18 protein-coding genes and 4 pseudogenes are annotated in these 26,960 nt (G+C 52.7%); 11 read left to right on the top strand and 11 right to left on the bottom strand.

Going from position 1 to position 26,960, the window contains the following annotated elements:
* Positions 1-49: 49 nt before the first annotated feature.
* The 3 genes from abgT to KQP84_RS20180 all read right to left on the bottom strand — a co-directional run bounded on the left by abgT (position 50) and on the right by KQP84_RS20180 (position 4,390).
* On the bottom strand, positions 50-1,570 hold the full coding sequence (gene abgT / locus KQP84_RS20190; protein WP_215847863.1) for a p-aminobenzoyl-glutamate transporter: 1,521 nt from the start codon (positions 1,568-1,570) through the stop codon (positions 50-52).
* 67 nt (positions 1,571-1,637) lie between these two features.
* Complete coding sequence (locus KQP84_RS20185) at positions 1,638-3,080, bottom strand: M20 family metallopeptidase (RefSeq protein ID WP_215847862.1); 1,443 nt, start codon at positions 3,078-3,080, stop codon at positions 1,638-1,640.
* Positions 3,077-4,390 carry an amidohydrolase gene (locus tag KQP84_RS20180; protein ID WP_215847861.1) on the bottom strand — a complete coding sequence of 438 codons (1,314 nt, stop codon included), beginning with the start codon at positions 4,388-4,390 and terminating at the stop codon, positions 3,077-3,079. Before KQP84_RS20180 ends, KQP84_RS20185 begins: the two co-directional genes overlap by 4 nt.
* A 114-nt stretch (positions 4,391-4,504) precedes the next feature.
* On the opposite strand from KQP84_RS20180, the pseudogene KQP84_RS20175 reads away from it, so the two are divergent.
* Positions 4,505-5,403: pseudogene (locus KQP84_RS20175) on the top strand (LysR family transcriptional regulator).
* 75 nt (positions 5,404-5,478) lie between these two features.
* Positions 5,479-5,913 (top strand): annotated as a pseudogene (gene yjdN / locus KQP84_RS20170) (VOC family metalloprotein YjdN).
* A 62-nt stretch (positions 5,914-5,975) separates the two neighbouring features.
* Here yjdN and KQP84_RS20165 read toward each other — a convergent pair.
* The 3 genes and pseudogenes from KQP84_RS20165 to KQP84_RS20155 all read right to left on the bottom strand — a co-directional run bounded on the left by KQP84_RS20165 (position 5,976) and on the right by KQP84_RS20155 (position 9,129).
* Positions 5,976-6,840, bottom strand: a pseudogene (locus KQP84_RS20165) (nucleoside-specific channel-forming protein Tsx).
* Positions 6,841-7,118: 278 nt separating this feature from the next.
* Positions 7,119-8,473, bottom strand: a pseudogene (locus tag KQP84_RS20160) (sensor histidine kinase).
* The gene (locus KQP84_RS20155; protein ID WP_215847860.1) at positions 8,470-9,129 is read right to left on the bottom strand and encodes a response regulator; all 660 of its coding nucleotides are present in this window, start codon (positions 9,127-9,129) and stop codon (positions 8,470-8,472) included. The pseudogene KQP84_RS20160 and the gene KQP84_RS20155 overlap by 4 nt, the downstream one beginning before the upstream one ends.
* 245 nt (positions 9,130-9,374) lie before the next feature.
* Here KQP84_RS20155 and KQP84_RS20150 point away from each other — a divergent pair, with 245 nt between their 5' ends.
* From KQP84_RS20150 to KQP84_RS20140, 3 genes are all read left to right on the top strand, one after another.
* Entirely contained in the window at positions 9,375-9,743 is a 369-nt protein-coding gene (locus KQP84_RS20150) for a helix-turn-helix domain-containing protein (RefSeq protein WP_215847859.1), read from the top strand.
* A gap of 736 nt (positions 9,744-10,479) precedes the next feature.
* Positions 10,480-11,376 carry a LysR family transcriptional regulator gene (locus KQP84_RS20145; RefSeq protein ID WP_215847858.1) on the top strand — a complete coding sequence of 299 codons (897 nt, stop codon included), beginning with the start codon at positions 10,480-10,482 and terminating at the stop codon, positions 11,374-11,376.
* A 110-nt stretch (positions 11,377-11,486) separates the two neighbouring features.
* A complete protein-coding gene (locus KQP84_RS20140; RefSeq protein ID WP_215847857.1) occupies positions 11,487-12,689 on the top strand; it encodes an MFS transporter in 1,203 nt (400 codons plus the stop codon).
* A gap of 405 nt (positions 12,690-13,094) precedes the next feature.
* On the opposite strand, the gene KQP84_RS20135 is transcribed toward KQP84_RS20140, so the two are convergent.
* Both KQP84_RS20135 and KQP84_RS20130 read right to left on the bottom strand, forming a co-directional pair.
* Positions 13,095-15,485 carry a glucose/quinate/shikimate family membrane-bound PQQ-dependent dehydrogenase gene (locus KQP84_RS20135; protein WP_215847856.1) on the bottom strand — a complete coding sequence of 797 codons (2,391 nt, stop codon included), beginning with the start codon at positions 15,483-15,485 and terminating at the stop codon, positions 13,095-13,097.
* 271 nt (positions 15,486-15,756) lie between these two features.
* Entirely contained in the window at positions 15,757-16,356 is a 600-nt protein-coding gene (locus KQP84_RS20130; RefSeq protein WP_215847855.1) for a hypothetical protein, read from the bottom strand.
* 414 nt (positions 16,357-16,770) lie between these two features.
* On the opposite strand from KQP84_RS20130, the gene KQP84_RS20125 reads away from it, so the two are divergent.
* Positions 16,771-18,009: an MFS transporter gene (locus KQP84_RS20125; protein WP_215847854.1), complete on the top strand. Its 1,239-nt coding sequence runs from the start codon at positions 16,771-16,773 to the stop codon at positions 18,007-18,009.
* Between the two features lie 95 nt (positions 18,010-18,104).
* Here KQP84_RS20125 and KQP84_RS20120 read toward each other — a convergent pair whose 3' ends face one another.
* Complete coding sequence (locus KQP84_RS20120) at positions 18,105-19,253, bottom strand: Gfo/Idh/MocA family protein (protein WP_215847853.1); 1,149 nt, start codon at positions 19,251-19,253, stop codon at positions 18,105-18,107.
* A 286-nt stretch (positions 19,254-19,539) separates the two neighbouring features.
* Between KQP84_RS20120 and KQP84_RS20115 the strand changes: the two genes are divergently transcribed.
* Both KQP84_RS20115 and KQP84_RS20110 read left to right on the top strand, forming a co-directional pair.
* Complete coding sequence (locus tag KQP84_RS20115; protein WP_215847852.1) at positions 19,540-20,406, top strand: glucosamine kinase nucleotide-binding domain-containing protein; 867 nt, start codon at positions 19,540-19,542, stop codon at positions 20,404-20,406.
* 12 nt (positions 20,407-20,418) lie between these two features.
* The gene (locus KQP84_RS20110) at positions 20,419-21,537 is read left to right on the top strand and encodes an ROK family transcriptional regulator (RefSeq protein ID WP_215847851.1); all 1,119 of its coding nucleotides are present in this window, start codon (positions 20,419-20,421) and stop codon (positions 21,535-21,537) included.
* 60 nt (positions 21,538-21,597) lie between these two features.
* Here the strand turns inward: KQP84_RS20110 and KQP84_RS20105 are convergent, their stop codons facing one another.
* A complete protein-coding gene (locus KQP84_RS20105; protein ID WP_215847850.1) occupies positions 21,598-22,689 on the bottom strand; it encodes an ABC transporter ATP-binding protein in 1,092 nt (363 codons plus the stop codon).
* 12 nt (positions 22,690-22,701) lie between these two features.
* Positions 22,702-23,301: a GNAT family N-acetyltransferase gene (locus tag KQP84_RS20100; RefSeq protein WP_215848353.1), complete on the bottom strand. Its 600-nt coding sequence runs from the start codon at positions 23,299-23,301 to the stop codon at positions 22,702-22,704.
* Positions 23,302-23,830: 529 nt separating this feature from the next.
* On the opposite strand from KQP84_RS20100, the gene KQP84_RS20095 reads away from it, so the two are divergent.
* The 3 genes from KQP84_RS20095 to KQP84_RS20085 are packed head-to-tail and all read left to right on the top strand — an operon-like array spanning position 23,831 to position 26,913.
* Entirely contained in the window at positions 23,831-25,168 is a 1,338-nt protein-coding gene (locus KQP84_RS20095) for an ABC transporter substrate-binding protein (protein WP_215847849.1), read from the top strand.
* Positions 25,169-25,225: 57 nt separating this feature from the next.
* Complete coding sequence (locus KQP84_RS20090) at positions 25,226-26,098, top strand: carbohydrate ABC transporter permease (RefSeq protein ID WP_215847848.1); 873 nt, start codon at positions 25,226-25,228, stop codon at positions 26,096-26,098.
* Positions 26,098-26,913: a carbohydrate ABC transporter permease gene (locus tag KQP84_RS20085; protein WP_215847847.1), complete on the top strand. Its 816-nt coding sequence runs from the start codon at positions 26,098-26,100 to the stop codon at positions 26,911-26,913. Before KQP84_RS20090 ends, KQP84_RS20085 begins: the two co-directional genes overlap by 1 nt.
* Positions 26,914-26,960 lie beyond the last annotated feature (47 nt).

The raw sequence follows: 26,960 nt of genomic DNA, 5'->3' as shown, positions 1-26,960 counted from the left end.
GTATTTAGCAACGTACGTTGCAGTTTTCGCCGTCCATGGCGAATCGGGATTAATGCAGTTGTGGATAGACGCCTGGACCAATCGGTAAACCTAACGCGTACCAGACCAGAAGCAGTGCAATCCAGCTGATAAAGAACACCAGCGGATAGGGGAAAATCAGCATGTAGTAAGTGCCAAGCTGTGCATCTTTTTGGTAGCGCTGTAGAAAGGCCAGAAACAGCGGCAGGAACGGCGACATGGGTGCCAGCGGTAGCACGGAGGAATCGGCAATACGGAAAATCATCTGGGCAAACGCGGGATGGAAGCCGAGCAGCATAAACATCGGCACAAAAACCGGCGCGAGAATCGACCAGATGGCCGAACCGCTGGCGATAAACATACAAAGAAATGCTGAAAGGAACATCAGGCCCAGAAACGCAGGTGCACCGCTGATTCCTGCGCTTTCCAGCACGTCGGTCAGACCGAGTGCCATGAATTTGCCCATGTTGCTCCAGTTAAAGAACGCCACGAACTGCGACAGCGGAAACACCATCACGATAAAGCCCGCCATATTCTTCATCGGATCGACCAGCAGCTGCGGAATATCATCCGGGCGACGGATCTGCTTCGTGACCACGCCGTAAGCTATCGCCACCACGAAAAAGAACAGGATGATGATCGGTACGATGCCTTGAATGAAGGGCGAGGGAATGATCGAACCGGTTTTAGGATCGCGCAGCGGCGCATGTTCGGGCACCACCAGCAGCGCCATTAAGCCAATAAACAGCAGCGCGGCAATGCCCGCTGTACGCAGGCCCCGATTCTCCAGCGGTGTCAATGCAGCAAGTTTTTCGCCGCTGCCATCTTTCCACTGCGGCAAGCGCGGCTCGACGAATTTATCGGTCAGCAGCGCGCCGGCAATGGTCAGCACAATCACCGACGACGCCATGAAAAACCAGTTATCGATCACGCTGACGTGCACGGTATCGCTCACTGCTTTTGCCGCTTCGGTACTAATGCCCGACAACAACACGTCGGTGGTCACAATCAGTAAGTTGGCGGTAAAACCGGATGCAACGCCCGCGATCGCGGCCAATAACCCGGCAACCGGATGACGCCCGACCGCAAGGAAAATCAGCGCGCCGAGCGGCGGCATCACCACTAAAGCTGCATCAGAAGAGATGTGGCTAAAGAAAGCGATGAACAGCACCATGTAGCTGGCGTAACGGCGGCTAACGCGTGAGGCCATTTTCACCATCAGGGATTGCAGCAACCCGACTTTTTCCGCCAGACCAGCGCCAATCACCAGCGCCAGAATCGATCCCAACGGCGTAAAACTACTGAAGTTCTTGATGATATTCGGCAGGATCCACTGTAAACCCGCCACGCTAAGCAAATTATTGACCCGTACCATCTCGCCGTTACTGGGGTTTTTAACGGCTAAATCCAGTGCGCTGATCACGGCGGTTGCCACCATCAACGCCACAATCAAATAAACAAACAGTAAAAAGGGATTGGGTACTTTGTTGCCAACGCGTTCAATCCAGCTGAATACCTTACCCGGGCTGCGGTTCTCCGATGCGACTTCCATCCGTCCTTCCTCGTTTTGTGTTTGCTTGTTTTTATCTCGGTCCGCGCCATGAGGCGCGGCCGGTGGCTCAATCGGCCAATTTTGACGGCGTGATGCCGTCCGGTATTGGGCATGCGTAAGGCTGCGCCTGACGTGCCTTGCTGAATTCGTCGCGACAGCGCGCCAGCGCATCGTCATCGTTGAGCAGGGTTAATGCCGTTGCCGCCATCACCTTTCCTGCCAAAAACATGCCTTTATGCGCGATGCTGGTGCGGCCTTGCGCCACCAGTTGCCACGTATGCAGCGGTGTACCGAAGGTAAAGCAGGGCGCAAAGCACTGCGCAGTGGGCGTAACCCAGCTCACATCGCCGACATCGGTTGAGCCATACAGCATTTCACGCGTGATCGCATACGGGGCGACCTCATCCATGAAAAGCTTGTCACCCAGCGTCTCAACCCACGCCTGACCCGCTTCGCCACCCGTACGTGCCGCATTCAGCTGCGCATTGCGTAAGTCATCTTTCGTTAACGTGGCGCGGATCTCTGCCGCGAACGCGCGCTCCTCATCGCTGTAATCAGGTAAGCCAAACTGATGCAAATAACGCTCCATCACAGCTTCCAGTGCGCGATTTGGCACATAATTGGAACAGGCTTTGTCAAAACGCACTGACATCTGGGTATCTGTCATCAGCGCCGCGCCTTTGGCGATATTGATCACCCGTTGATAGATATCCTGCGCCTGTTGCAATTCAGGGGCGCGAATCAGGAACAGCACTTCGGCATCGGCCTGCACGACATTAGGCGAGACGCCACCGCTGTTGGTCACCGCATAATGCAGACGCGCTTCCTGCACAATGTGTTCACGCAAGAAATTGGCGCCGGTATTCATCAGCGTCACCGCATCCAGTGCGCTACGCCCCAAATGCGGTGAGTTAGCGGCATGTGCCGCGACGCCTTTGAAGTGAAACGCCGCCTGAATATTGGCTAACGTGCTGAGGTTGAACATGCCGCTGAAACCTTCAGGATGCCAGGTCACTGCGGCATCCACATCGTTGAAGAGACCTTCACGCACCATAAACGTTTTGCCGGAGCCGCCTTCTTCGCCTGGGCAACCATAAAAGCGCAGCGTGCCGCCGGTGTTGTGTTGCTGCATCCAGGCTTTCACCGCAAACGCCGCAGCCAGCCCGGCGGTACCCAGCAGGTTGTGGCCGCAGCCGTGACCATTACCGTTTTCCACCAGCGGTTTCGGTTGTGCACAGCCAGCCTGCTGGCTCAGGCCCGCCAGCGCATCGAATTCCCCCAGGATGCCGATAACGGGTTTGCCACTGCCAAAACTGGCGATAAACGCGGTATCCATGCCGCCGACACCGCGCTCAACGTCAAAACCCTCTTCTGCCAGCGCATCAGCCAGCAGCGCGGAGGAGCGGGTTTCGGCGAAGCGGGTTTCCGGCACGTCCCATATAGCATCGCTAAGCGCGCTAAAGCGGGCCTGATGCTGCTCGATATAATCCGCAATAAACGATTCAATCATCGTGCACCGCCAAACTGCGCCTGATTCAGCGCCAGCGTAGAGAGCAATGTGACGGCGGTTGCCATCACCTTCTCATCGAAATCGAATTTCGCGTTGTGATGGCCCGCGGCCAGTTCGCAGCCAAAAATGGCGTAGGAGGCTTGTCCACCGCGCTGCTTAACGCGCTCCATCATGTAGGTGGCATCTTCCGAACCAGCGGCTTGCTGTTTGCGATCGACAACCGAGTTGAACACACCGAGCGCTTCAGCCTGCTGGTGGATGAAATCTACCCAAGGTTGCGTTGGCGTAGAACTGCGTGCAGCGCCCATCAGCTTCACCTCATATTCAACGCCATACATAGCGGCTGCACCGGCGATGACGCGCAGCGCCTGCTGATAAATGTCGTCGTTAACTTCATTGCTGACGCCGCGTGTTTCCACCTTCATCAGCGCACAATCGGCGACTACATTACGCCCCGTTCCCGCCTGCAACACGCCGACATTGACGCGCGCCACGCCGCCGCTGTGCTGGGTTAAACCGTGCAGCGCTAAGGTGGCCTGCGCCGCCGCTAACAGCGCATTGCGGCCTTCCTCGGGGCGGCCACCTGCATGCGCGCCCACACCGGTAAAGCTCACGTCCAGCTTGGTGGTGGCGAGGAAACTGTCGCTGCCACACACCAGTTCGCCTGCCGGTACGCCAGTGCCGAGGTGAATGGCAGTGAACAGATCAACATCATCGACCACGCCCGCTTCAACCATCGCTTTGGCACCCTGCACGCCTTCTTCAGCAGGCTGAAAGATAAGTTTGATGGTGCCGCTCAACTGCGTTTTCATCGCCATTAACAGTGAGGCAACGCCAAGGCCGATGGTGGTGTGACCATCATGTCCGCAGGCGTGCATCATGCCTGGATTGCAGGATGCAAAGCCTTCGCGCTGCGGCAGGTGATCCGCGGCCTGACTTTCATTCAAATCCAGCGCATCCATATCAACGCGAAAACCCATTACCGGGCCGGGACGACCGGTCTCCAACGTGGCAACGATGCCGCAAAATCCGCCCGAGAAGTAAGATAACCACTGCGGCAGCGCACCTTGTTGCAACGCACGGGCTTCCTGAAGCTGTAGCACTTCGGCAGAGGGCAAGCCCATGCGTGCATCCGCATTAATCACTTCACGACCCAGTTGCAGTTGATAACCGAGATTGTGCAGCGCTTCGGCGACCAATGTAGCGGTGCGAAACTCTAGCCAGCCTGACTCAGCAAATTGATGGAAGTCGCGCCGCCAGCTTTTCATCTGCGGAATCAATGCGCTGACGTGGTCGGAAAGGGTATTCATCGGCAATCTCCTGGTGTTGGTTTTTTATGCATTGTTCTGAATCTACACAATGGTAAACACCCACATAAGATGCGAATATCTTGTGTCTGATAAACAGCGGTTATCACAAAAATCATGCCTGCTAATCTCAAACTTCATCAATTACGCGCGTTTGTTGACGTAGCGCGTCAGGGCAGTATTCGCGCGGCTAGCCGTTTATCGGGCCTTTCACAGCCGGCGTTGACGAAAGCGATTCAGGAACTGGAGTCGGTTCTTGGCGCACGGCTGTTTGTTCGCCGCCAGCAAGGTGTGGTGTTGACCGACATCGGTGATAACTTTTTCGTCACGCCAGTCTGGTGTTGGAGGAGTTGCGGGTAGCGCAAGAAGATATTCAGCAGCGTCTGGGGTTGGGCGGTGGGCAAGTGAATATTGGTGTAGGCGGCAGCGTTGCGCGCACCATCATGCCGCAGGTAATCAATCAGTTTCACCGTGAATATCCGCTGGTCAAAGTACGCATTGTTGAAGGCCAGTTGGTGTCGATGGTGCATGAATTGCGCCAGGGCGCGCTGGATTTCACCATCAATACCTATGATCAAAGCCATCTCGATCAGGAGTTGATGTACGAGCGCATGATGGAGCGCGAATACAAAGTGGTCGTGCGGAAAGGGCATCCGCTAGAGAAAGCGCGCTCGCTGGCAGAGTTGCAGCAATGTGACTGGACCATGCCAACGCCCAAAGGCAGCTATTATCGCTTGCTGCATGATCTGTTTGGCGATCGCGGCATGGCACCGAAAATTGTCGTTACCTGCGAAACCTTTATGGCCTGCACCAGCCTGGTGGCGCAGAGCGATTTCGTCTCTATCTTGTCGGTGGATGTGATTGATGATCCTATTTTAGGCCGACAGTTGGTGGCATTAGAGCTGGATGAACCGCTGCCGAAAGCGACCTTTTATTTGATTCAACGAAAAGACGCTGCGCTAACGCCGATGAGCAGCTACATGGCGCAGTTATTCCGTAGAAATTGCCAGCAGTGACAAGTGACCAGCTCTCATCGTCTACACTTTGGAGTGTGGTGAATTAATCCATCCAACCCACCAATGGAGGTTACGATGCAAGTGAGTCCTTACCTGTTTCTCTACGGCCGTTGTGAAGAGGCGATCGAGTTTTACTTGAATGCGACGGGTGGCGAGCTGCTCTATAAGGTGACTTTTGGCGATATGCCGGAGCAGGGCGAGCAGGTCGGCGATAAATCAGCGCCGCCGCTACCCCTGAAAAAATCATGCATGCGCATTTGCGTATCGGGCAAGGGAGCTGATGTTAAGTGACGGCAACCCTAATCAGCCGCCCGCTTCTGAGCACGCAGGTTACGCGGTCAGCCTGGCGACAACCGATACGGCGCAAGGTGAAGCCTGGTTTGAAAAGTTATCAGCCGGGGGAAAATCACAACGCCTTGGCAGGAAACATTCTGGGCCAAAGGGTTTGGTATGTTCATCGATAAGTTCGGAATTCCATGGCGCATCAATGTCTTGAAGCCGCATGAATAAAGGCAAAGCGCTCTTCCCCAAGTGGGGAAGAGCGAGGCAGGCGGCGAATGCCGCCTGTGGCATTAGAAGTTATAACCTGCAACCAGGTAATAACCCCAACCGGTAGATTTCACTTCAAAATCACCGTTACCAAAGTTCAGCTCACGGCCATCAGCCCACTGTCCGCCATTGTGGAAATAACGCGCCACGGCAGAGAAATGCCAGTGATCGTAACCCAAAGAGAGGATGTGGCTAGAGGCGATAGAGTTGCTGGTACGTGAAGAGCCGCCTTTTTCGGCCAGGTCTGAACCCCAATCGAAGTTAGTGAAGCCCACGTAACCCAGATTACCCCCACAGCGTGGTGATCGGTACAAAGTATTTCACTTTGAAGCGATAACCATCCCAGCTATTTTCGTTCGCCGCGCCGTAGTTTTCCCACTGGTATTTCGCATAAACGTTCAATGAAAGGCCAACATCGCTGTGCGTATCGATGTCGGTTCCTAAACCCATGTACCAGGTATTTTGGCGATTATCGCTGTTACGGCCCATGTCGTAGATGTAGTTATTGGCGAAATACCACTCTTTGAATGGACCAAACGCCAGGCTGGTGCCGGTCAATTTGTCGATAGAGAAGCGCGGTTCGATCTCCATGAACATCGGTGAGCCGTGGTCAAAAATGCCGTTGGCATTGCTGTTGCCCACGCCGAAGAAGTTTGTCAGGTCGAGGTAGCCATAAAAATCGAACCAATCTTTCTTGGCGAAAGCTTCATATTCCAGATAAACATCGTTGTTGAACTGGGGTCCGAAACGCGTGTGGTAGCTGCCCACCACGTTGACGCTTTGGTGCCACCAGTCAGAAACATACTGCGGATCGCTTTCAGCCGCTTGCGCAGCGCCGCTCATGGAACATGCCAGCAAGGCACCTGCTACCAACGTTTTAAATTTCATTATCATTAACCACATGCTTTTGACCGCTGCACGACTGGCGCGATCAGAGTGAAATCGATCCCTTGATGGGCAGTGAATTGTTTTAATCAGCCAAAGGCGTTTTTAAGCTCGCGTAGCGTGCCTGCAACAAGGGGATAGAAAATAGATTTTGCTCACGTTTGTCAAAATGTGTTGCATGATAATTCAGCTGAAATGTGATGATGATCACATTAATAGTGGGTGGCGAACGGAACCAGGCAACCGTTTACGTTGTCAGGTTCCGTTTCGAACAGGTGAGATCAGGGAAGGGTAACGCGAACCTGCAAGCCGCAAATGGCGCCTTGTGGATTGAAACAGTTGGAAAGTGCGACATGAATGCTGTTCTTCTCCGCCACGCTACGCACAATCGATAAACCCAGACCGCTGCCTTGGGCTTTCACATCTGGCGAACGAGCAAAGCGATCAAAAGCACGCTCAATAAACGATTCCGGTATACCCGGCCCGTTATCAACAATATCGACCACCGTTTGTCCCGCAACGCGATGCAGTAAAACATCCACCAAACTGCCTTCTGGCGTATGTAACATGGCGTTACCAATCAGGTTATCGAACAGGCTACGTAGTTCGGAGCGGCTCGCCTGCAAACGATAATGGGTAGAGCCGTTGAAACCGATGTCGATACCACGCTTATCTGCCACAACCATGAGCTGCTCAATGCTCTCTTTCAGCAGATCGTCCAGTTCAATATTCTCGATGCTGGCGACCACGGTTTGATCTTCCTGACGTGAAATATTCAGTAACTGTGTGACCAAATGACGTGTGCGCGTCACGCCCGCTTCAAGCTGATCAAACTGGCGGCTGGCTTCACCCTGTTGAATATGTTGGCGTAAATTTTCTAGCTGTAAGGTAACAGCGGTGACAGGCGTTCGCAGTTCATGAGCAGCATCTTCCAAAAATTGACGCTGGGCCGACCAGGCTGCGCGCAGTTTATCGAGTAGCGAGTTGTAAGCCGCAACCAGCGGCAGGATCTCATCCGGTAAGCCATCGGGCGAAACATTGTGGGGATGATGAGTTTCCTGGGCGGCGATCTGGCGCGATGCGACGCGGAGATCGCGGGTGATCTTACGCACGACCAACCAGATCACCAGCAGCGAAAGCGGCATCATTAGGATCAAGGGTACGATCGCTGAGAGTGCCCGCTTCACCATCAACTCTTTCATATAGCTCAGGTTATGCATCACCTGAATGGTTTTGATATCACTGCCGGGTTGGCCGGGTCGCGTATAAATACGCCATTCGCAATCATGGCAACCGCCGACATCGGCATCGTGATAGCCTTTTTCGCTTGCAGCGGGGCGTGCAGTTCTGGCCAGGAGCTGGCGCGCAGTTGACCATCGGCATCCCAGAGCTGAACCACAAACGCGCTTTTCAGCTTGTCGGCTGGCACCATAAGGGGCATTAACGCAGGAATTTGTTTGTTGGTTGCCCAGGCATCGGCGATTTTAGAGAGCTGATCATCCTTCATAGTGCCAATCATGTCGCCATAGCAGCTAAAGAAATACCAGCTCACGCCGCCAATCATCAATAAATGGATAATCAGCAGCGTGCTCAATAATTTATTACGCAGGGATCGCATAAAAGTGAAAGGTTTCATATTGCCGGTACTCGCCAGCCTAACCCGCGCACATTGCGGATTGCATCGTTGTCTAATTTGCGGCGCATACCGTGAATCAACACATCCACCGCGTTGCTGGTGACCTCTTCGCCCCAACCGTAAATGCGATTTTCCAACTGCTCACGAGACAAAATGGCGCCCGGACGCTCCAGCAAGGCATACAAAAGCGCATATTCACGCGCGGTAAGCTGCTCGCGCTGGCCTTTGTACATCACTTCACGCGTCAACATGTCTAGCTGAACATCGCCGCTGCCTAACACCGAATCTGCCGCGCCGTGACGACGTCGAGTAATGGCACGCATTCTTGCCAGCACTTCTTGCAGATCAAAAGGTTTAAGCAGGTAATCATCTGCGCCGGTGTCCAGCCCTTGTACGCGCTGTGCCACGGTATCGCGTGCGGTGAGAATCAGCACTGGCGTCGCATCGCCACGGCTGCGCGCCCGGCGTAACACCTGCAAACCGTCATCACGCGGTAAACCGAGATCGAGCAATACGCAGCTGTAGCCGCCCTCAGCCCAGGCATTATGGGCAAAAACGCCGTCACGAACCCAGTCAACTGACCAGCCCGCTGCTTCCAGCGCCTGCTGTAAATTTGCGCCAATCATTTCATCATCTTCGACTAACAACACACGCATGGATGATGTCCTCTAAAAAGTTGCTGGCAGTGTAGCGCTGGCAGCAGTTTAGCGCTGGATAGTTAGCGCAGAATTATATCCGTTAACCTTCACGCGGTAGACAGGTGGCCGCAGCACGTTTTAGGTCAGGTTTAAGACCCGAAAAGCGCAGATGCTAATTCTGCGCTAATTTTCTGCTAATTAAGGGATAAATTTAACGCGTTAAAGTGGGTTCACTGCACATCAGGCGATATCAGGAGGAACCCATGAATCAGCGCGAGTTTATTCGTAGTTTGCTGGAGTGGATTGAAGGCAATTTAGGACACGATTTGCATCTGGACGAGGTAGCACGTCGCTCCGGCTATTCCCGTTGGCACCTGCAACGATTATTCCGGCAGCACACCGGTTTCTCACTGGCTGAATATATTCGTCAGCGGCGTTTAACCGAGTCTGCGTTGACCTTGCTCAGTAGCAATGAAGCCATTTTACAGGTGGCGATGAGTTATGGTTTCGATACACAGCAGGCGTATACGCGTACCTTTAAAAACTATTTTATGGTGACGCCAGGGCAACTGCGTCGTCAAAGACGCGTCGAACCCGATCGTCTTTTATTCCCGCTGGCTATGGCAAGCTGAAAATTCCGACGTTCTTGCCATGGCATGCGTTGCAAACGCTGTTGATCGAGAACGTCGGAATGATCGCCTTTGGCCAAATGATGGTATTGGCAGGTGTACGCATTCGGCATCTGCCTTGTACCCGGATAATAATAAACAGGCGGGATACTGACGAGAGTAAGACATATCAGCCAAGATGAAATGCGTTTGTATTAGACAGAGCAAGAGAAAATAACAGAACGGCGAGCATGAAAAAATAAAGTAAAGGCTGTTTCTCATTGGTTAGTTTTATTGTTTTTTTCCGCGATGAGGATATTTTCGCTCGGTTGCAGGTTCCCTCTGAATGAGCTCCTGCATTGGCATTGCTGTTGAAGTCACTGTTGAAGGCTTCACTGAAGATAGCACCATCCTAAGCACCGCTGTGCCTACTTTTTGGCATTTTTAACCGGGTGAGGTTCTGCTGGTTTCGTCGCCTGTTGCCGCATTGATAATGCCATTTTTATCGCCTTCAATTAAACCTTATACGCTAATGTCCGTTATTAGTTTCTGGGCAGGTTTATCGACATAATTACCGATAGCAGATCAAAAAAATACCGCTTTAAGACTCCACTCTCTTATTTTCCTTCTTGGTTAGTTCAGCGTGTGAAACGACATTGATTTAAATATAAACTCACGATAAACGCGAATTAACGCCCTGAGCGTAACGTATGATATTTTTATTTCAAATGATGCGAAAGAGATCAGCCAGGGATGAGTAATGGATAACAGTGATAACCTGACCGCCATGCTGTTGTTTGCGCGTGTCGTAGAGTTAAAAAGTTTCACCGAGGCGGCACGCGCACTGGGATTATCTAAATCTCACGTCAGTCGCGAAATTGCCCGGCTGGAAGTGCGGCTTGGTATCAAACTTTTACAACGCACCACCCGCAAAATGGCGCTCACTGAACTGGGTCAGGCCTATTATCCTTTCTGCATGCGGATGCTAGCTGAGATGCATCGTGCGGATGCCTTCGTGCAGCAGATGCATCAGGAACTTACAGGCAATGTGCGGTTGCAAGCACCGGTAACGTATGGCTGCCAATGTATTGTGCCGCTGCTTAATCGCTTTCTTCGCCGCCACCTGCATATCAATATTGATCTTGATTTAACCGATCGCAACAGTGATGAAATCAGCGATCAGGTTGATGTGGCGATTGTTATCCGCGCCCGTGCACCTCAGCAGGGCAATTTTCGCGTCCTCAGCGATATCGATTGGGGATTGTACGCCGCGCCAGGTTATCTGATGCAGCATCCTGCTATTAGCCATCCTGATATGTTGCCACGCCATGATTTGCTGATGTTTCATGGCCCTGCGCACACGGCGGCACTGCCGTTTCGCCGAGATAAGCAGCGACTGGTGGTGGAAGTTCGCAGCCGTTTTCGTGCTAACAACAGCATGGCGCTATTAAACGCCGCACTCGCCGGTAGCGGTATTGCTTATCTGCCTTCCTATATGGCGCAGGAAGCAGTGGCGCGGGGAGAAATTCAGCAGCTGTTGCCGGAATGGCAAATGGATCGCCTGCAAAGCTATCTGCTATTACACGATGCCGAACAGCCGACTTCGCCCATCAGCTTACTCTGCGACACGTTAATTAACGCATTAGCATCGGCGTGATTGTTGTTCAGTAGCAACAGAAAGGGCTACAGAGTAAATATCACGCCGCGACTGTTGTTTGATATGCACCATTGGTAGCCTGACTCCCTGATCATTATCGGGAATTTGCTATGGGACAGAGTGCAGTTGTGGAGTTTCAATACTGGCGGCGCAACTTATGGGTTTGCGTATTGGGATCGTTCAGCACCATTGTAGCGATGACACTGCTGTTGCCGTTCTTGCCGCTTTATGTTCAGCAATTAGGCGTAAGTGAACCGGCTGCAATTGCTCGTTGGTCAGGCATCGCTTATGGCGCCACGTTTTTTACAGCTGCCCTGACCGCGCCGCTCTGGGGAAAACTGGCCGATCGCTACGGACGAAAACTGATGCTGATCCGCGCCAGCCTCGGCATGGCGGTGGCGATGTCGCTGATTGGTATGGCAACCGCGCCGTGGCAACTGGTTGCGCTACGTTTACTGGCGGGATTATTAGGCGGTTATGCCTCTGGCTCGACCATCTTAGTGGCCTCGCAAACACCCAAATCGCAGACCGGCTGGGCACTGGGAATATTGGCCTCAGGGATTATGGCCGGTAACGTCGTGGGGCCGTTGCTGGGCGGTGCGTTGCCGCCGTTGATTGGCATTCGACAAACTTTCTGGCTGACCGGTGCAGTGATTTTCCTCGCTTTCCTGGCGACGACCTTTTTATTAAAAGAAGTCCCTAAACCAAAAACGAGAGAAAAAACCAGCACGACAGAGCACGAAGCGGAACAGCCTGTGAATCGTTCGCTGGTGCGGTTAATGTGGCTTTCGGGCATGCTGCTGATTTTCGCCAATATGTCGATTGAACCGATTATTACTCTTTATATCGGTCAGTTTGTGCAGGGTGATCAGGCAGTGACATTCATGGCGGGCTTGGTAATGTCTGCCGCCGCGTTGGGCAGCATTCTCTCTGCACCGAGGCTGGGTAAGCTGGCAGATCGTATTGGCCATTGGCGTGTATTAACCGCAGGCTTGCTGGTGTGTGCGCTGTTATTAATCCCGCAGGCATTTATCACGGCGGCATGGCAATTAGTGGTTTTGCGATTCCTGATGGGAATGGCGCTGGGCGGATTAATGCCCTGCATCACCGCGATTATCCGCCACAACGTGCCGGAAACGCAGGTCGGACGGATGCTGGGCTATTCGACTTCGGCGCAGTATATCGGTCAGGTCAGCGGGCCACTGTTTGGTGGATTTGTCGGCGGCGCTTTTGGAATGAGGCCGGTATTTTTAGCCACCTGCGTAGTGATGGCAATGTGTAGCTGGCTGAACTGGCGGCGTAGCCGGGGTTAATGGGGTTGGCGTTCGCTCAGAGCTCGCTGTCCCCCATCCCGGCCTTCCCCGCGAAGCGGGGAAGGAGACGCTGCCGTATTTGAGTAAGGAGACGCTGCCACATGCAGCTTTACTACTCGCATATTGCAGCATCTTCCTCCTCCATGTATGGGGGAGGACCGAGGTGGGGGCCAAACGACCTCGCACTCAAGAGGACCGAGGTGGGGGACAAACGGCTCCGTACTGAGCTTACTGAGGTATTCGCTGCTTTGGTGAGGTACTCGCTGTCCCCCATCCCGGCCTTCCCCGCGAAGCGGGGAAGGAGACGCTGCCGTATTTGGGAAAGGGGACGCTGCCGCATGCGGAAAGCATTAGCCATAAAAAAGGCGGACCGAAGTCCGCCTTGTGTCATTCGCTTAACGCGTATTACTTGCTGTCTGGCAATGCATAGGCAATCACATAATCACCCAGCTTGGTACCAAACGAACCGTGGCCGCCAGCAGCAATGACAACATACTGCTTGCCATTTACTTCATAGGTCATCGGCGTTGCCTGGCCGCCTGCTGGCAGACGTGCCTGCCACAACATTTCACCGGTATCGGTGCTGAAAGCGCGCAGATAGTTATCTGCGGTTGCACCAATGAAGAAGACTTTACCGGCGGTAGTGATTGGGCCGCCCAACATTGGCATGCCCATTTTGAACGGTACTGGAACCGGTGCGCTGTCGCGGACGGTACCGATACGTTTTTTCCACACTACGTCGTTAGTTTTCAGGTCAACAGCAGAAACGTAACCCCATGCTGGTTGCTTACACGGCAGACCGAACGGAGAAAGGAACGGATTCAGCTCAACGCCGTAAGGCACGCCGTACTGTGGCTGAATACCGGTTTCTGTACCGGAACCGCCTTCAGCACCTTTCGGTGGCTCAATTGGGTTGCCGGGACCACGCGGGATCAGCTTCGACACAAACGGCAGCGCCATTGGGTTAGCAATCGCGATCTGACGATGTGGATCGACCGCAATACCGCCCCATTCGAACATGCCGAGGTTACCTGGGAACACCAACGTACCTTGCTCTGACGGCGGCGTGAACGGACCTTCATAGCGCAGACGCTTGAAGATCACGCGGCACACCAGCTGGTCATACATCGTCGCGCCCCACATGTCCTTGTCTGTCAGATTCTGTTTAGGACGGAAGGTCAGTTCAGAGTACGGTTGCGTGGCAGAAACATGATCGCCTTTGGCGGCACCCTGTGGAACCGGCGTTTCTGGCGCAGGAACCACTGGCTTACCCGTACGACGATCCAACACGAAGATGTTACCGGTTTTAGCCGGAGCATAAATCACCGGAACGGTGTTGCCATCTTTGTCGGTGATATCAGCCAGCGTTGGCTGTGAAGGCAAGTCCATATCCCACAAATCGTGGTGAACAGTCTGATACGACCATACCAGTTTACCGGTAGTGGCGTTCAGAGCCAGCACGCTGCTCGCGTAACGCTCCTGCTCTGGCGTGCGATTACCGCCCCAGATATCTGGCGTGGTAACGCCCATCGGCAGGTAAACGGTATCCAGTTTTGGATCGTAAACCGCAGGGGCCCACGAGTTCGGCGAGTTCATGGTGAAGGTGTGTTCATCAGCCGGAATCGCGTTAGGATCTTTCGCGCCTGGATCAAACACCCACAACAGTTTACCGGTGTTCACATCAAAGCCACGAATAGCACCTGAAGGTTCACGGGTAGAGTAGTTATCTGTTACGGCACCTGCCATCACGATAGTGGTATCGGTGATGATTGGCGGAGAAGTAGGCTCATACTGGCCCGGCGTAGTAACCGGCTGCTTGTGCTGCAGATCCAGCTCGCCGTTATTGCCGAATGCTGGGCAACGCTCACCGGTTTCTGCGTCCAACGCAAACAGACGACCATCGTTCACTGGCAGATAGACACGACGCGAGCACAGCGCAGGCTGGCTGTTTGCTGCATCCGCTGCGGCCGGAACTTCATGGTAAGAGACGCCACGACAGGTAATATGCTGGAATGTTGGGTTCGGCTTCAAGCCGGGATCAAATTTCCATTTTTGCTTACCGGTTGTAGCATCCAGCGCAAACAGAATCTGATGCGGGGAACAGAGATAAAGCGTGTCGCGGATTTTAATCGGCGTGACTTCATCGGTGATTTCACCCGGATCGTTCGCGGTTTTCAAATCGCCGGTCTGGAACTGCCAGGCAACCTGCAGCTCTTTAACGTTTTGATTGTTGATCTGCTTCAGCGGAGAAAAACGTGTACCCTGCTGGTCGCGGGCATAAGCCGGCCAGTCAGCGTCAGCGATGTTGCTCAGCGGCTGGGCTTGGGGAGCATTGTCGGCAGTCGCCGGCACTGAACCCTCAATGACCTGCGGATCGTTGAAGACGGCATAGGCGAGAACCAGAACGCTGGCAACCAACGCCACGCCCATTGCGCCTAACGCACCTTTGCCGACGCTGTTAAAGCCGCGATAAACAAACGGCAGAATCAGCCAGATGCCGAAGATCACCAGTACGTCAGTACGCGGCGCCAGCGCCCAAAAGTCAGTACCGACTTCCCAGACACCCCACACCAATGTGGCGAGCAGCAGCAAAGCGTAAACGATCAGCGCGGCACTGTTGCGACGCCAAATCAGGAAAGCGGTAAGCAGCATCGCTGCACCGCCGATGATGTAATACCAGGAACCACCAATGGCGGCTAACCAAATACCGCCAATCAACATAAACGCACCTGTTAGCACTGCGAACAGCACTGTCAGGAGACGAATTACGCCAAAAGATGAGGAGTTTTTCCCCATAATATCGACCTCGTTTCGTTGCCATAAACATGAGAAAACAACCGTATAAGCTGTTTTCAGTTATAAGATACTGATGGAAAAGGTGTTCTTATCTGACTCTTCCAATAAGTCTTTAGATCCCTGTGAAGTAAATGTTATAGCAAAATCGTTAAGAGGTTTGATTTTTTAGCTTAATGCTCTTAACGTAATGAATAATGCGACATTTTATGGGGTTATATGCGAGGTAAGGGCGCGAGTATGCGCCCTTAAGACAACGAGGCCATATTTAGCGTTATATCTCCAGCAGTTCACCTTCAGAGCGCTGTTGCTGCCAACCACTCATATTCAACGTCGCCAATTGTTCAGCCGATAATCGCGGTTCATGACTGCGGACAATCACCTCAGCGTCTCTTTCACGAAATGACGCCATAAAAAAAGGAAAGGTGAATTTTTGATAATTTTCATTAAAGAAACTTTCATTCAGCACAATGCCAGAGAGGGGAAAAGAATCCATCACGCGCCAGTCTGCGCCAGGCGGTGCAAAGTCATAGAGCCAGAAACTAAAATCGTTTGATAATTCAAGCAGTGCCGCGTAATGCGCTTTTAAACTGTAATAATTGATACCAAGCCTAACGCGGCTGTTTTTCAAATGAGAATAAGCCTGAGGCACCTTAATCATTCCCTGTAATCTAATTTCTTCAAACGGGATAATCATTAATGTTGCTTCATTAGCGAGTTGGTTATGTAATGAAATTATGTTGCGCGTATTAAGTATGTTTGGATTGTCCTGGGTTGAATGGAGATAAGGCACGCTATAGCAAATGCCAACGACATTACTATTCACGTGATGAATTGGTTCAGTAACATAAGGATTGTATAAACTGTTTTCCATTATCTCTATTAAAAAATTATAAAAATTAATTGGATATTAATTATTGATATAAACATTTTTACGTTAAAAACGCGGCTAAATATAAAACAATTTTGTAAGTCAAATCACCCTTTTTATTGTGTTATTTAATTTATATCTGGTATTAAACCGGGAAATTACCGCTTGGCTTCCAATAATTACGACAAATATATTCAACAAGCGGAACAAGTAGGACGTTAATTGAATTATCAAAATAACATCGCGTAAGTGAATGAACCTCAACGATCGTTCGCACGGGATGCCGTTGCCTGGCAGGCTATTTTCACGCACCCTAAAGCTGAGTAAAGGCAGGACAAGGTGCGGCTGCGCCACACAGAACACCGTGCAACGACGCGGGACAGGCCGTTTTAGGCCACTTAAAAATGGGATGGAAAAATGGGATTTATGGCATCGGCAGCGGAAGATTCGCTGCTGCGACATCGCGCGTTTGTGGCTTTCTGGCTGGCTCGAACCTGCTCGTCGTTTGGTTTTCAGATGTTTTCGGTGGCGATCAGCTGGCAGATTTACGCGCTCACCAACAGCGCGTTAGCGTTGGGCATGATTGGACTCATGCAGTTTTTGCCCTCGGTATTATTGGCCTTGCCTGCCGGACATTTAGCCGATCAGTTTGATCGCCGCCGAATTGTGCTCTTTGGTCAGCTGATTGAGTTCGCGGCATTAGCGGCGCTGGTGATGCTAACGCTGTTCCACTGGGCGGATAAAACCGCATTGTGGGGATTAGTCTTTATGATTTCGGTAGCGAAAGCTCTGGAGTGGCCGGCTATGTCATCCATGCTGCCAGCGCTGGTGCCACCGTCGATGTTAGCGCGTGCCATGGCTTCTAATGCGGTTGGCGGCCAGGCAGCGGTCATCGTCGGGCCGACTTTGGGCGGCTTGCTTTACGTTGCGGGTCCCGATGTGGTGTATGGCGTCTCAGGCTTGTTTTATCTGATCTCATTGATTCTGGTGAGCCGTTTGCGCTACGAGCGTCCACCGCAAGTTCGGCTGCCGATGAACATGAAAAACCTGTTTGCCGGTATTCACTTTATCCGTGAGCGCAAAGATGTATTGGGTGTGATTTCGCTTGATCTGTTTGCCGTGCTGTTGGGCGGTGCCACTGCGCTACTGCCGATTTTTGCCAAAGATATCCTGCATACCGGACCTTGGGGATTAGGCATGTTGCGCGGTGCGCCTTCCATCGGTGCACTATTAGTCGGTTTATGGCTGAGCCGTAACAAGCTGGAAAAGAACGTCGGCATGATTATGTTTGGATCGGTGGCGGGTTTCGGCGTGGCGACGTTGGTATTTGCGCTCTCGAGCCAGCTCTGGTTGTCGTTGATTGCATTAGCGGCGCTCGGCGGCTTCGATATGGTCAGCATGGTGATTCGCGGATCGCTGGTGCAACTTGATACACCAGACGATATGCGCGGCCGAGTCAACGCCGTCAACGCTATCTTTATTAACACCTCTAACCAGCTGGGTGAGTTTGAGTCGGGCTTATTGGCCGCCTGGTTGGGTGCTGCGCCCGCCGCTGCGATTGGCGGCATCGGTACGCTGATTGTGGTGGCATTGTGGATGAAGTTATTCCCACATTTGCGTAAACGACAAAAGCTGGAAAATGAAACGGTGCCATGAAAAACCGGCCTTAAGGCCGGTTGAGTGAGAGTCCAGTAACTGCAGCCTGACGTGCGCGGAGAAAAGCGTGCGTCAGGGGAGGCAAAACATGCCGCCTATTTTCCCAGGTTGGCGTCAAAAGTATTCCAGCTTGTTGTCATATCCACTACGCTGCGGGTTTTGCGGGCCTCATCGATTTTAATGGCGGTGAGTCCCGCTTCCAGCGCGTCCACCACCGAAACTTTCAGTGGCGTTCCCTGTTTAATGTGTTTCACAATCTCTTCAGCCATTAAGGCGTCGGCACCGTAGTGTCCGTCGTAGGCATTGCCGCTGTAAGCGGTATCCACTTCCTTTTCGCCGGTTCGGGCATTGTGCACGCGGAAATAGTTACGTACAAAGTCGCCTTCCGCCATGCCATCCGTTCCCATTACACAGAACCGACGAAACTCGTCCGGTACGTTGAGGTTGGCGTGAAAAGCCAGCGTTGCGCCGCTGGCATACTCAATGATCGCCGTTTGGTAATCGACGATATCGGCATCGCTATCAAACACGGCATCGGTGCTGGACCAACCGCTGGGTTTCACGTGATAAACCTCTGAATCTGCAGTCACCGCACCTTGTGGGGCGTGTTGCGGCGTAAACGATTTGCGTCCACCAAAGCTGGCTACGCGTACCGGGCGTTCACCCATAAGGCCTTGGTAGAGATCGATATCGTGACAGCACTTTTCCAGGATATACGGGCCGGCGTATTTCTCCAGACGACGCCAGTCGCGCTGGAAGAACGCACCGTGATAAGGCTTGATATGCTCGGTCGCTTCAATGGAGGTAATTTCACCTAATCGACGGTCATCGCGCGCCGCCAGCAAATCGTGATACAGCGGCGAATAGCGCAGCACCAAACCGACCAAAATTTTATTCTCGCCATACTGATTAACCAGCTTCGCCATCGCCATGGTCTGTTCTTCATTGATTACCACAGGCTTTTCGGTAAACACGGTAAAACCGGCAGCCAGCGCTTTGCCGACATGCTCAAGGTGGAGGAAATTGGGCGAACCCACTAACAGCAGATCAAAACCGCCGTGCTGCAATAGCGCTTCAATAGAATCAAATGCTTTACCAGGATCGATGCCAAAACTGTGCAGATTGGGTAGCCCGGCGGGGGCTGGATCGCAGTAGCCGACAACCGAAAATGATGAATCGGCTTTATTGAACTCTTTCACTACATGGGACAAGCGAAAGCCAAGACCGATAATGCCTACTTTCATGTTAAACCCCTGACGGAAAATTCTTGAACATTGAAGAGTGGAAGCTCGCCGCTGAATCACCGCAGCTGCTGATAATCTGACCATCAACTTATTACGATAGAAAAACTAATGTCAATAACTTGCTGCGAGCGGTACAAGAGCGATTTTTGATAATATTCTGTTTTATAATGATTAATCTGTATTTTTTCTTTGCCATATTTATTTGTGATTGCGATTTAAGTTTTTTCCCCTATCGTTCGGTCATTAATGAAACAACCCTAAAAACGGTGGAGGCGGGAGGAAGCGCGTGCAATCACACTATCTCCTTGGCATTGATGGCGGCGGTACACGATGCCGTGCGCGACTCACCTCGAACGGCACGGTGTTAGCAGAAGCCATTGGCGGCCCCGCCAACGTTTGGTCAGATTATGATGCGGCGTTGAAAAGCGCCGAACAGCTTATTGCCCAGGTTATTGCTCAGGCTGGATTACCTTCGCAGGCGCTGACACAAACCACCGTTGTCGCAGGCCTGGCGGGTGCGAATGTCGCGTCAGTTAAAGCACGGCTAGCGAGTTGGCAACCGCCGTGTGCCGCGTTGCGGGTAGTAAGTGATGTAGAAATTGCCTGTGCGGGTGCACACGCGGGAGAGCCGGGTGCGGTATTTATCATCGGCACCGGCAGCCAGGGCGCCGCCTGGGATGGTGAACACTTCACACTGCTTGGCGGCTGGGGTTTTGCGCTTTCCGATCAAGGCTCTGGTGCCGAGTTAGGACGCCGTGCGTTGCGACTGGCGCTGCTGGCCCACGAAGACATTATTCCAAAAACCGATTTTACCGACAGCCTGATGGCGCAGTTTGATCGCAGCCCGGAAACCATGCTGCTGTGGACGCGTAATGCAGTTCCCGCTGACTGGGCTCGCGTTGTGCCGCCTGTCTTCGCAGCGGCTGACGCGGGTGATGCGCATGCGCGTTCGTTATTGCAACAGACCGCTGACGATATCGGCTTGATGGTGCGCCGCCTAACCACCTTGAGCGCCGGGCGCTTAGCGCTGATGGGCGGACTCGCCGATCCGATTCAATCCTGGCTTGCTGAAGACATTCAGGCGCTGTTGGTGGCCCCGCAATGCGATGCGCTAGCGGGTGCTATAAGCCTGGCTCAACGCGTTAATCGATAACATAAGGGATTTATGACCGCGCCGAACGTTACCGCACGCATCCTGCGTCTGATTGTTGAAAATGCTCCTATTAGTCAATCCGATCTGAAAGTGCGCAGCGGACTCAGCATGTCAACGGTATCACAAGCCACTAATCGCTTACTGGCTCAGGAAGTGGTACAGGAGCTGGGTTTACGCCGCGTCTCCATGGGCCGCCCTAAAACTCTGCTGGGTCTTAATCCCGATCGCGCCAGCGTGATTGGAATTCAGCTCAACGCCGAACGCAACCTGATCGTTACGACCGACCTCAACGGCAATCTGCTGGGTGAACAGCAAATGCCGTCGGGTGCTATGACGCCACGCCAACTCGGTGATGCGCTGGCAAAATTCCTGCGCAGTGTAGAAGGGAAACGCGTTGGTGCCATTGGTCTGGCGTTATCGGGGCTGGTGGATGCCGAAAACGGCTATTGTATTCGCTCCAAAGTGTTGGACTGGGATAACGTTCCCATCGCACGGCTTTTAGAAGAGCGTTTTTCTCTGCCGGTTTTCATTGAAAACGACGCCAACGCGATGGCGATGGCGGCGCTGGTGTTTGGTCAGTTGGGCACGGCACAATCCGCGATTATCGCGACTTATGGCAAAGGGATTGGTGCGGGGATTGTCTTGAATCGTCAGCTTTATCGCGGACGCCACGGCAAAGCGGGTGAGATTGGTAATGCGCTGCTCGGGGATGGCTCGATGCGTCTGCTGGAGGAGGTTGCCTCTTCTAAAGCCATTTTGCAGCGTGTGGCCCGCGACGAGCAGGACGAGGCGCTGACGTTACAGGCATTAGATCTACGGCCTACGCCTGATGTTTTAGCGGCGCTAGAAGAAGCGGGGCGTGAACTGGGTATTTCGCTGGCAAACCTCTCTGTGGCTTACGATCCTGACGTGGTTTATCTGGCGATGGAGCCGCACATGGCATCACGTATTCTGCTTGATCATATCACCCAAAGTTTTCAGGCCTATCGCTTAAAGTTGACGCCGCAAATGACGCCATTGCAGTTCCTTACCGAATCAAATCGCATGTGGGCGTTGGGTGCGGCAGGCTTCGCCATCAATAAGCTGCTTGATCTGCTGGCTGCCGAGGCCGATGAAGAGCCCGTCACCTGAATCTCAGCAGGTAAAAGGGCGCCCCGGCGCCCTTTTTACGTCATGTTTTCAAGCTGCGGTTTAACGCAGACGCTGGCCTTGTTCATCAAACAGCAGGCAATGCGCTGCTGAAATGCCCAGCCGCACCCGTGCACCCAGTTCACGCTGATGTGTTTCTCGCTCTTCCACCACTAACATCTGCTCACGACCAATATCGAGGTAGAGATAGTTGGTGTGGCCGAGCAGCTCGCTAAAGGACAACTCGCTTTCAAACTGCAATGCTGGTGCGGTTTGTTCAACGGGCTGAAAGTGTTCGGGACGAATACCCAGCTTGAGCTGCTGCCCTTCACGACACGGCGCCGTAATCTTTAGCACCAAATCGCTGATATTCAGCTCCGGCACGCGTAACTGCACTTCACCATCACCTACCGCACTGATTTCAGCCGCCAGAAAGTTCATTCTTGGCGAGCCAATAAACCCGGCGACAAACAGGTTGTCGGGATCTTTGTACAGCGTCAGCGGTGCGCCGACTTGCTCAATGCGTCCCTGACGCAGCACTACGATGCGATCCGCCAGCGTCATCGCTTCCAGCTGATCGTGCGTCACGTAAATCATGGTGTTGCCCAGCGAGGCATGCAGACGCGCAATTTCAATACGCATTTGCAAACGTAGCTCAGCATCCAGATTGGAGAGCGGCTCATCAAACAGGAAGATGCGTGGATGACGAATGATGGCGCGCCCAATAGCCACACGCTGCCGCTGCCCGCCCGATAAGGCGCGCGGCAGACGATCAAGTAATTCGGTCAGATGCAGACGCGCCGCCGTCTGTTCAATCGCTTTGGCGATCTCCGCTTTCGGCTTTTTCATCACCTCAAGCGGATAGGCCAGGTTACCGCGCACTGTCATATTCGGGTAGAGCGCGTAAGACTGGAACACCATCGCAATTCCGCGTTCGGTTGCAGGCTGGTGCGTCATCTCTTTTTCTTCAATCAATAACTGCCCGCTGCTGATCTCTTCTAACCCGGCGATCATACGGAGCAAGGTAGATTTACCACAGCCTGAAGGGCCGACAAAGACCACAAATTCGCCGCTGTTGATCGTGAGATCGATGCCATGAATGACGTTAACGTGCTCATACGACTTTTTAACATTCTGCAAGCGCAGGCTGGTCATGAACTACCTCACTCAGAGTAACTGGCCCATATAAATGGCGTTGTTGCGCACGATGTGACTGAACCCCAGGCGCTGATAGAAAGCGCAAACCTGCTCATTTTGCAGGCTCACGCCAAGATGCACGCCGTTGACGCCCGCAGCGCGCAGCGCCGCCAGTTCATGCTCGATTAATTTGCGTCCCCAGCCGCCTTTTTGCACCGGCGGTAACAGGTTGATATGCAGATGCGCGGGCCAGTGTTTTACCAGTTGTTCGGCAGCTGCGTCGGGATGGTTAATGCTGTCGAGTATTTTGCTGTCGAATGCCGCAACCGGCTGGCGATGCTGGTATTTTTGCTGCAAGACCGGCCACCATTCAGCCGCTAACTGCGCTTCAAAAGCGCGTGTGTCTGGTGCAGCCACCACATAGCCCATCACTTCACTTTCACTCTCTAATACAAAAGCAAAGTCAGGCGCGAAGCGTGCATAAGGCACTGCAAAGCGCTGGCCAGGGTATTCAGGATCGGCATAAAGCGCGCTGGCATCGGTTCCCACATTCGCTGTTTGCAGGCAGATGCGGTAAAGCGCCGGGAAGTCCGCTGGGGTTGCCGGACGAATAACAGGTTGATTCGCCATCATCGTTTCTCGTTGGTCAGGAGATGAACAGTTTTTACGTTAATGAAAGCTGACTTAGTTTTCAAGATGGAATAATTACCTTGTCGCACAGGAGTGGGGCCGGAAGCAATGTTTATAGCGCAACGGCGAGTACATCTGTGATCGCTGACACGCCCATGCTGCGCCGTCTGTGGCGCATTTAAGGCGCGATTAAACGTCGCAAATGTGAGCGTGATAGGATTTTCATATGTTTTATCATGGGGTTATTTTGATGTGATAAGTACGAGATAAGATGCTGATAATTGACGCGGATGGTTGCTTTTTCATCGGTTGTGCTGCCGTTAACCAGTACACACGACGTGTAAGGGCGACGTGATGGTGTTTATTTGCGCAAGTTCACAACTCAACGTATCTCCGTATCGTCTGTTTGACTTTATTTTTTTATTAAAGTAAGTATGTGGGAGTGCAATTTCTGTGCGGCTTCAGTCTGCGGGATTGGCAGACGGTGAAATGAAGGGATGCCCGTTCTGTGATGGAGAAACCGAGCATTATGTCTAGTTCCTCAGTTCGTTCGTTCCGAATCCGTAATGTGCGTGCGCTGTCGCGCCTGATAGCGGCGGGCCTGCTGGTGAGCAGCGTTTCATATGCTGCACCCGCCGTCACCCTGAATGAATGGGATATCTACAACTATCCGCAGCAGACCGAAGCGGTGGATCAGGGCATTAAAGCGTTTTCGCAGCAGAATCCTGGCATTGTGATCAATCGCTCGGTTCACTCGTTTGAAGATACGCGCATCCCGCTCAAGCTGGCATTAACGGCCGGAGACGGCCCGCAGATCGCGCAGGTCAATCAAGGCGGTGGCGATATGGGTTCGCTGGTGAAAGATAAACTGCTGGTGCCACTCGACAGCTATGCCAGCAGCGACGGCTGGACCACGCGCTTCCCCGATTCCATTCTCAAACGTAACCGTTGGTCCGACAGCGGCGACTTCGGCAGCGGCAAACTGTATGGCGTGGCGAGCCTCGGTGAAATGGTCGGCCTCTATTACAACAAAGCGCTGCTGGATAAAGCGGGCATTGCAGTGCCAAAAACGTTGCCTGAGCTGGAAAGCGCGATGGCGAAGCTTAAAGAGCAGGGCGTTCCACCGATGATGCTGGGCTTGCTGGATGGCAACATGGGTCAGCAGCTGCTCAGCACGATTTGGCAGGCGCAAATTGAAAGCAGCGATCGTAAAAAACTGGATGATCTGATCTACGACGTGGGCGGCACCTTTAAAGATAACAAGCTGGTCAAAGCCGCCAATATGATGAAAAGCTGGAATGAGAAAGGCTATCTTTTCCCGGGTTTTCAAGGCATTGGTCATGATGATGCCGCTACGCTGTTCCAAAATGGGCAGGCAGCTTTTCTGATCAGCGGGACCTGGTATCTTGGCCAGTTTAAAGACAACAAAGATATTCATTTTGCTGCCATGCCAGCGGGCGAGGGCGTGCAGCATGCCTTAATGGTGGGCGGCACCGATTTAGCTTTCTCTGTTACCAGTACGGCTAAAAGCAAAGAGCAGCAAGATGCGGCCGCGAAATTCATTGATTACATGGTTTCAGACACCATGGCAAACCGCTGGTTGAGCGTGGGCTTCCTGCCCGCCAGCACCAACAAAGAGGCCAAAATGCCAGCGGATAATGCACTGTTGGCTGAAGCTTATCAGGTTTGGTTAACGCTTAACGCCCATGATGGTTTAGGGCATTACGTGGACTGGGCTACGCCAACCATGAACGCCGAGTTGAATCAGAATGTGCAACTGCTGCTGGGCGGACGTCAAACTGCCGATCAGATGGTGAATAATTTCGATAACAACTATCAGCGTTACCTGCAAACTCTGAAAAAGTAAGCTGAGCGGCCCGGCTCTGCGTCGGGCCAGATCGTTGTTCTGACCACGAGTACGGTTATGTTGAATCAAAGCGGTTGGCGTAATTTTCTCTATTTTCTGCCGGCGGTGCTGGTTTATGCGGTGTTTTTGTTATTACCGCTGCTGGCGTCGTTGGGTGTGAGTTTTACCGAATGGGATGGCACGTCGCTGCCGATTTTTACCGGTATCAGCAACTACATGCGGATGTTCAGCGATCCGATATTTTGGGTGGCGTTGGGCAACAATGCGGTATTGATGCTGTTTTACACGCTGCTGCCCATCAGCATTGGCCTGTTGCTGTGCAGCTTTCTCTACGACACCCGCAATAACAAAGAGCGCAGCGTGCTGCGTATCCTGTTTTTCCTGCCTTATATCATGCCGATGGCGGTGTTGGGCGTGGTGTGGCGCTGGCTCTACAATCCGGCTTTTGGCCCCATTGATCAGGTGTTACGTGCCATAGGCTTGCCACAATTAGCCCTCTCGTGGTTGGGTGATTTTACCTGGGCGCTGCCCGCCGTTGGCATGGTCGCTACCTGGTATTTCTTTGGTTTTTGTCTGGTGCTGTTTATGGCGGGCTTGCAGCGTATGGATCCCTCATTGTTGGAAGCGGCCGATTTAGATGGATCATCCCGTCGGCAAAAATTCATGCGCATCACCTTGCCAGGCCTACGTCCTGAGCTGCGTATTGCACTGCTGTTGACTGTGATCGCCAGCCTAAAAGCCTTCGATCTGGTTTATGTGATGACGCAAGGCGGGCCGGGAACGTCAACTATGGTCACCAATATCTTTATGTATAAGCAGGGTTTCGATCTGCACTATTTCGGTTACGCCTCATCGGTGGCCGTGTTTAGCATGATGATTGTGTTAATCATTAACTACCTTATTCATCTGGCTTTAAAGGAGCGTTACTGATGCGCAGCACACCGGTAATCTCCCGCACGCTGATCTGGATTGTGGCGCTGATGACCATTCTGCCTTTTATCATGGCATTAATGACCTCATTCAAAACGCAGATGGAACTGTTTCAGGGCGTGTTCACGCTGCCCGCTTCCATCAACTTCAAAAATTATGTCACCGCCTGGCAGCAAGGCCATTTTAACATCTACTTTTTTAACTCGGTGCTGGTGGTGATCCCGGTCGTGCTGTGCAGCATTCTGCTGGGCATTTTGGCTGGATTTGGTTTTGCCTGGCTAAAAATCCCCGGCAAAAAACTGATCGCTGCAATGCTGGCGTTGGGCATGGTGCTGCCGAGTGAAGCCTTTATTATTCCGCTCTATCATGAGCTACGTTGGATGGGCCTAACCAATACCTATCTGGCGCTGATCCTGCCGCAAATCGCGCTGTCGCTGCCCTTTACCACGTTGATGATTGCCAGCGCCTTTCAGCAGGTACCGAAGGAGCTAGTTGAAGCTGCGGTTATGGATGGTGCATCGCGAGTGAAAATTCTGTGGGGCATTCTGGTGCCAGCCATTTGGCCGACGTTGTCGACGCTGGCGCTGCTGCTGTTTATCTGGACGTGGAATGAGTTCCTCATCCCGCTGATTCTGGTCAACAAAGATGAGTTGCGTACGCTGCCGATCGGCATGATGTTCTTTCAGAACAAAAACACCATCGATATTCCCGTGCTGATGGCGGGCGCGATGATTGTGATTTTGCCGTTGGTGGCGGTATTCCTGATCTTCCAGCGCAAATTTATCAGCGGCGTGACCGAGGGCGCGGTGAAGTAATTTGCGAGACATCGCACAAAACAGCCATTAAGTCACCCAAATCGGTG

It is taken from the genome of Candidatus Pantoea bituminis, from assembly GCF_018842675.1.
Taxonomy (GTDB): Bacteria; Pseudomonadota; Gammaproteobacteria; order Enterobacterales; family Enterobacteriaceae; genus Pantoea; species Pantoea phytostimulans.
Note: the sequence above shows the minus strand (reverse complement) of the source record. Positions and strands in the feature narration are given on the sequence as shown.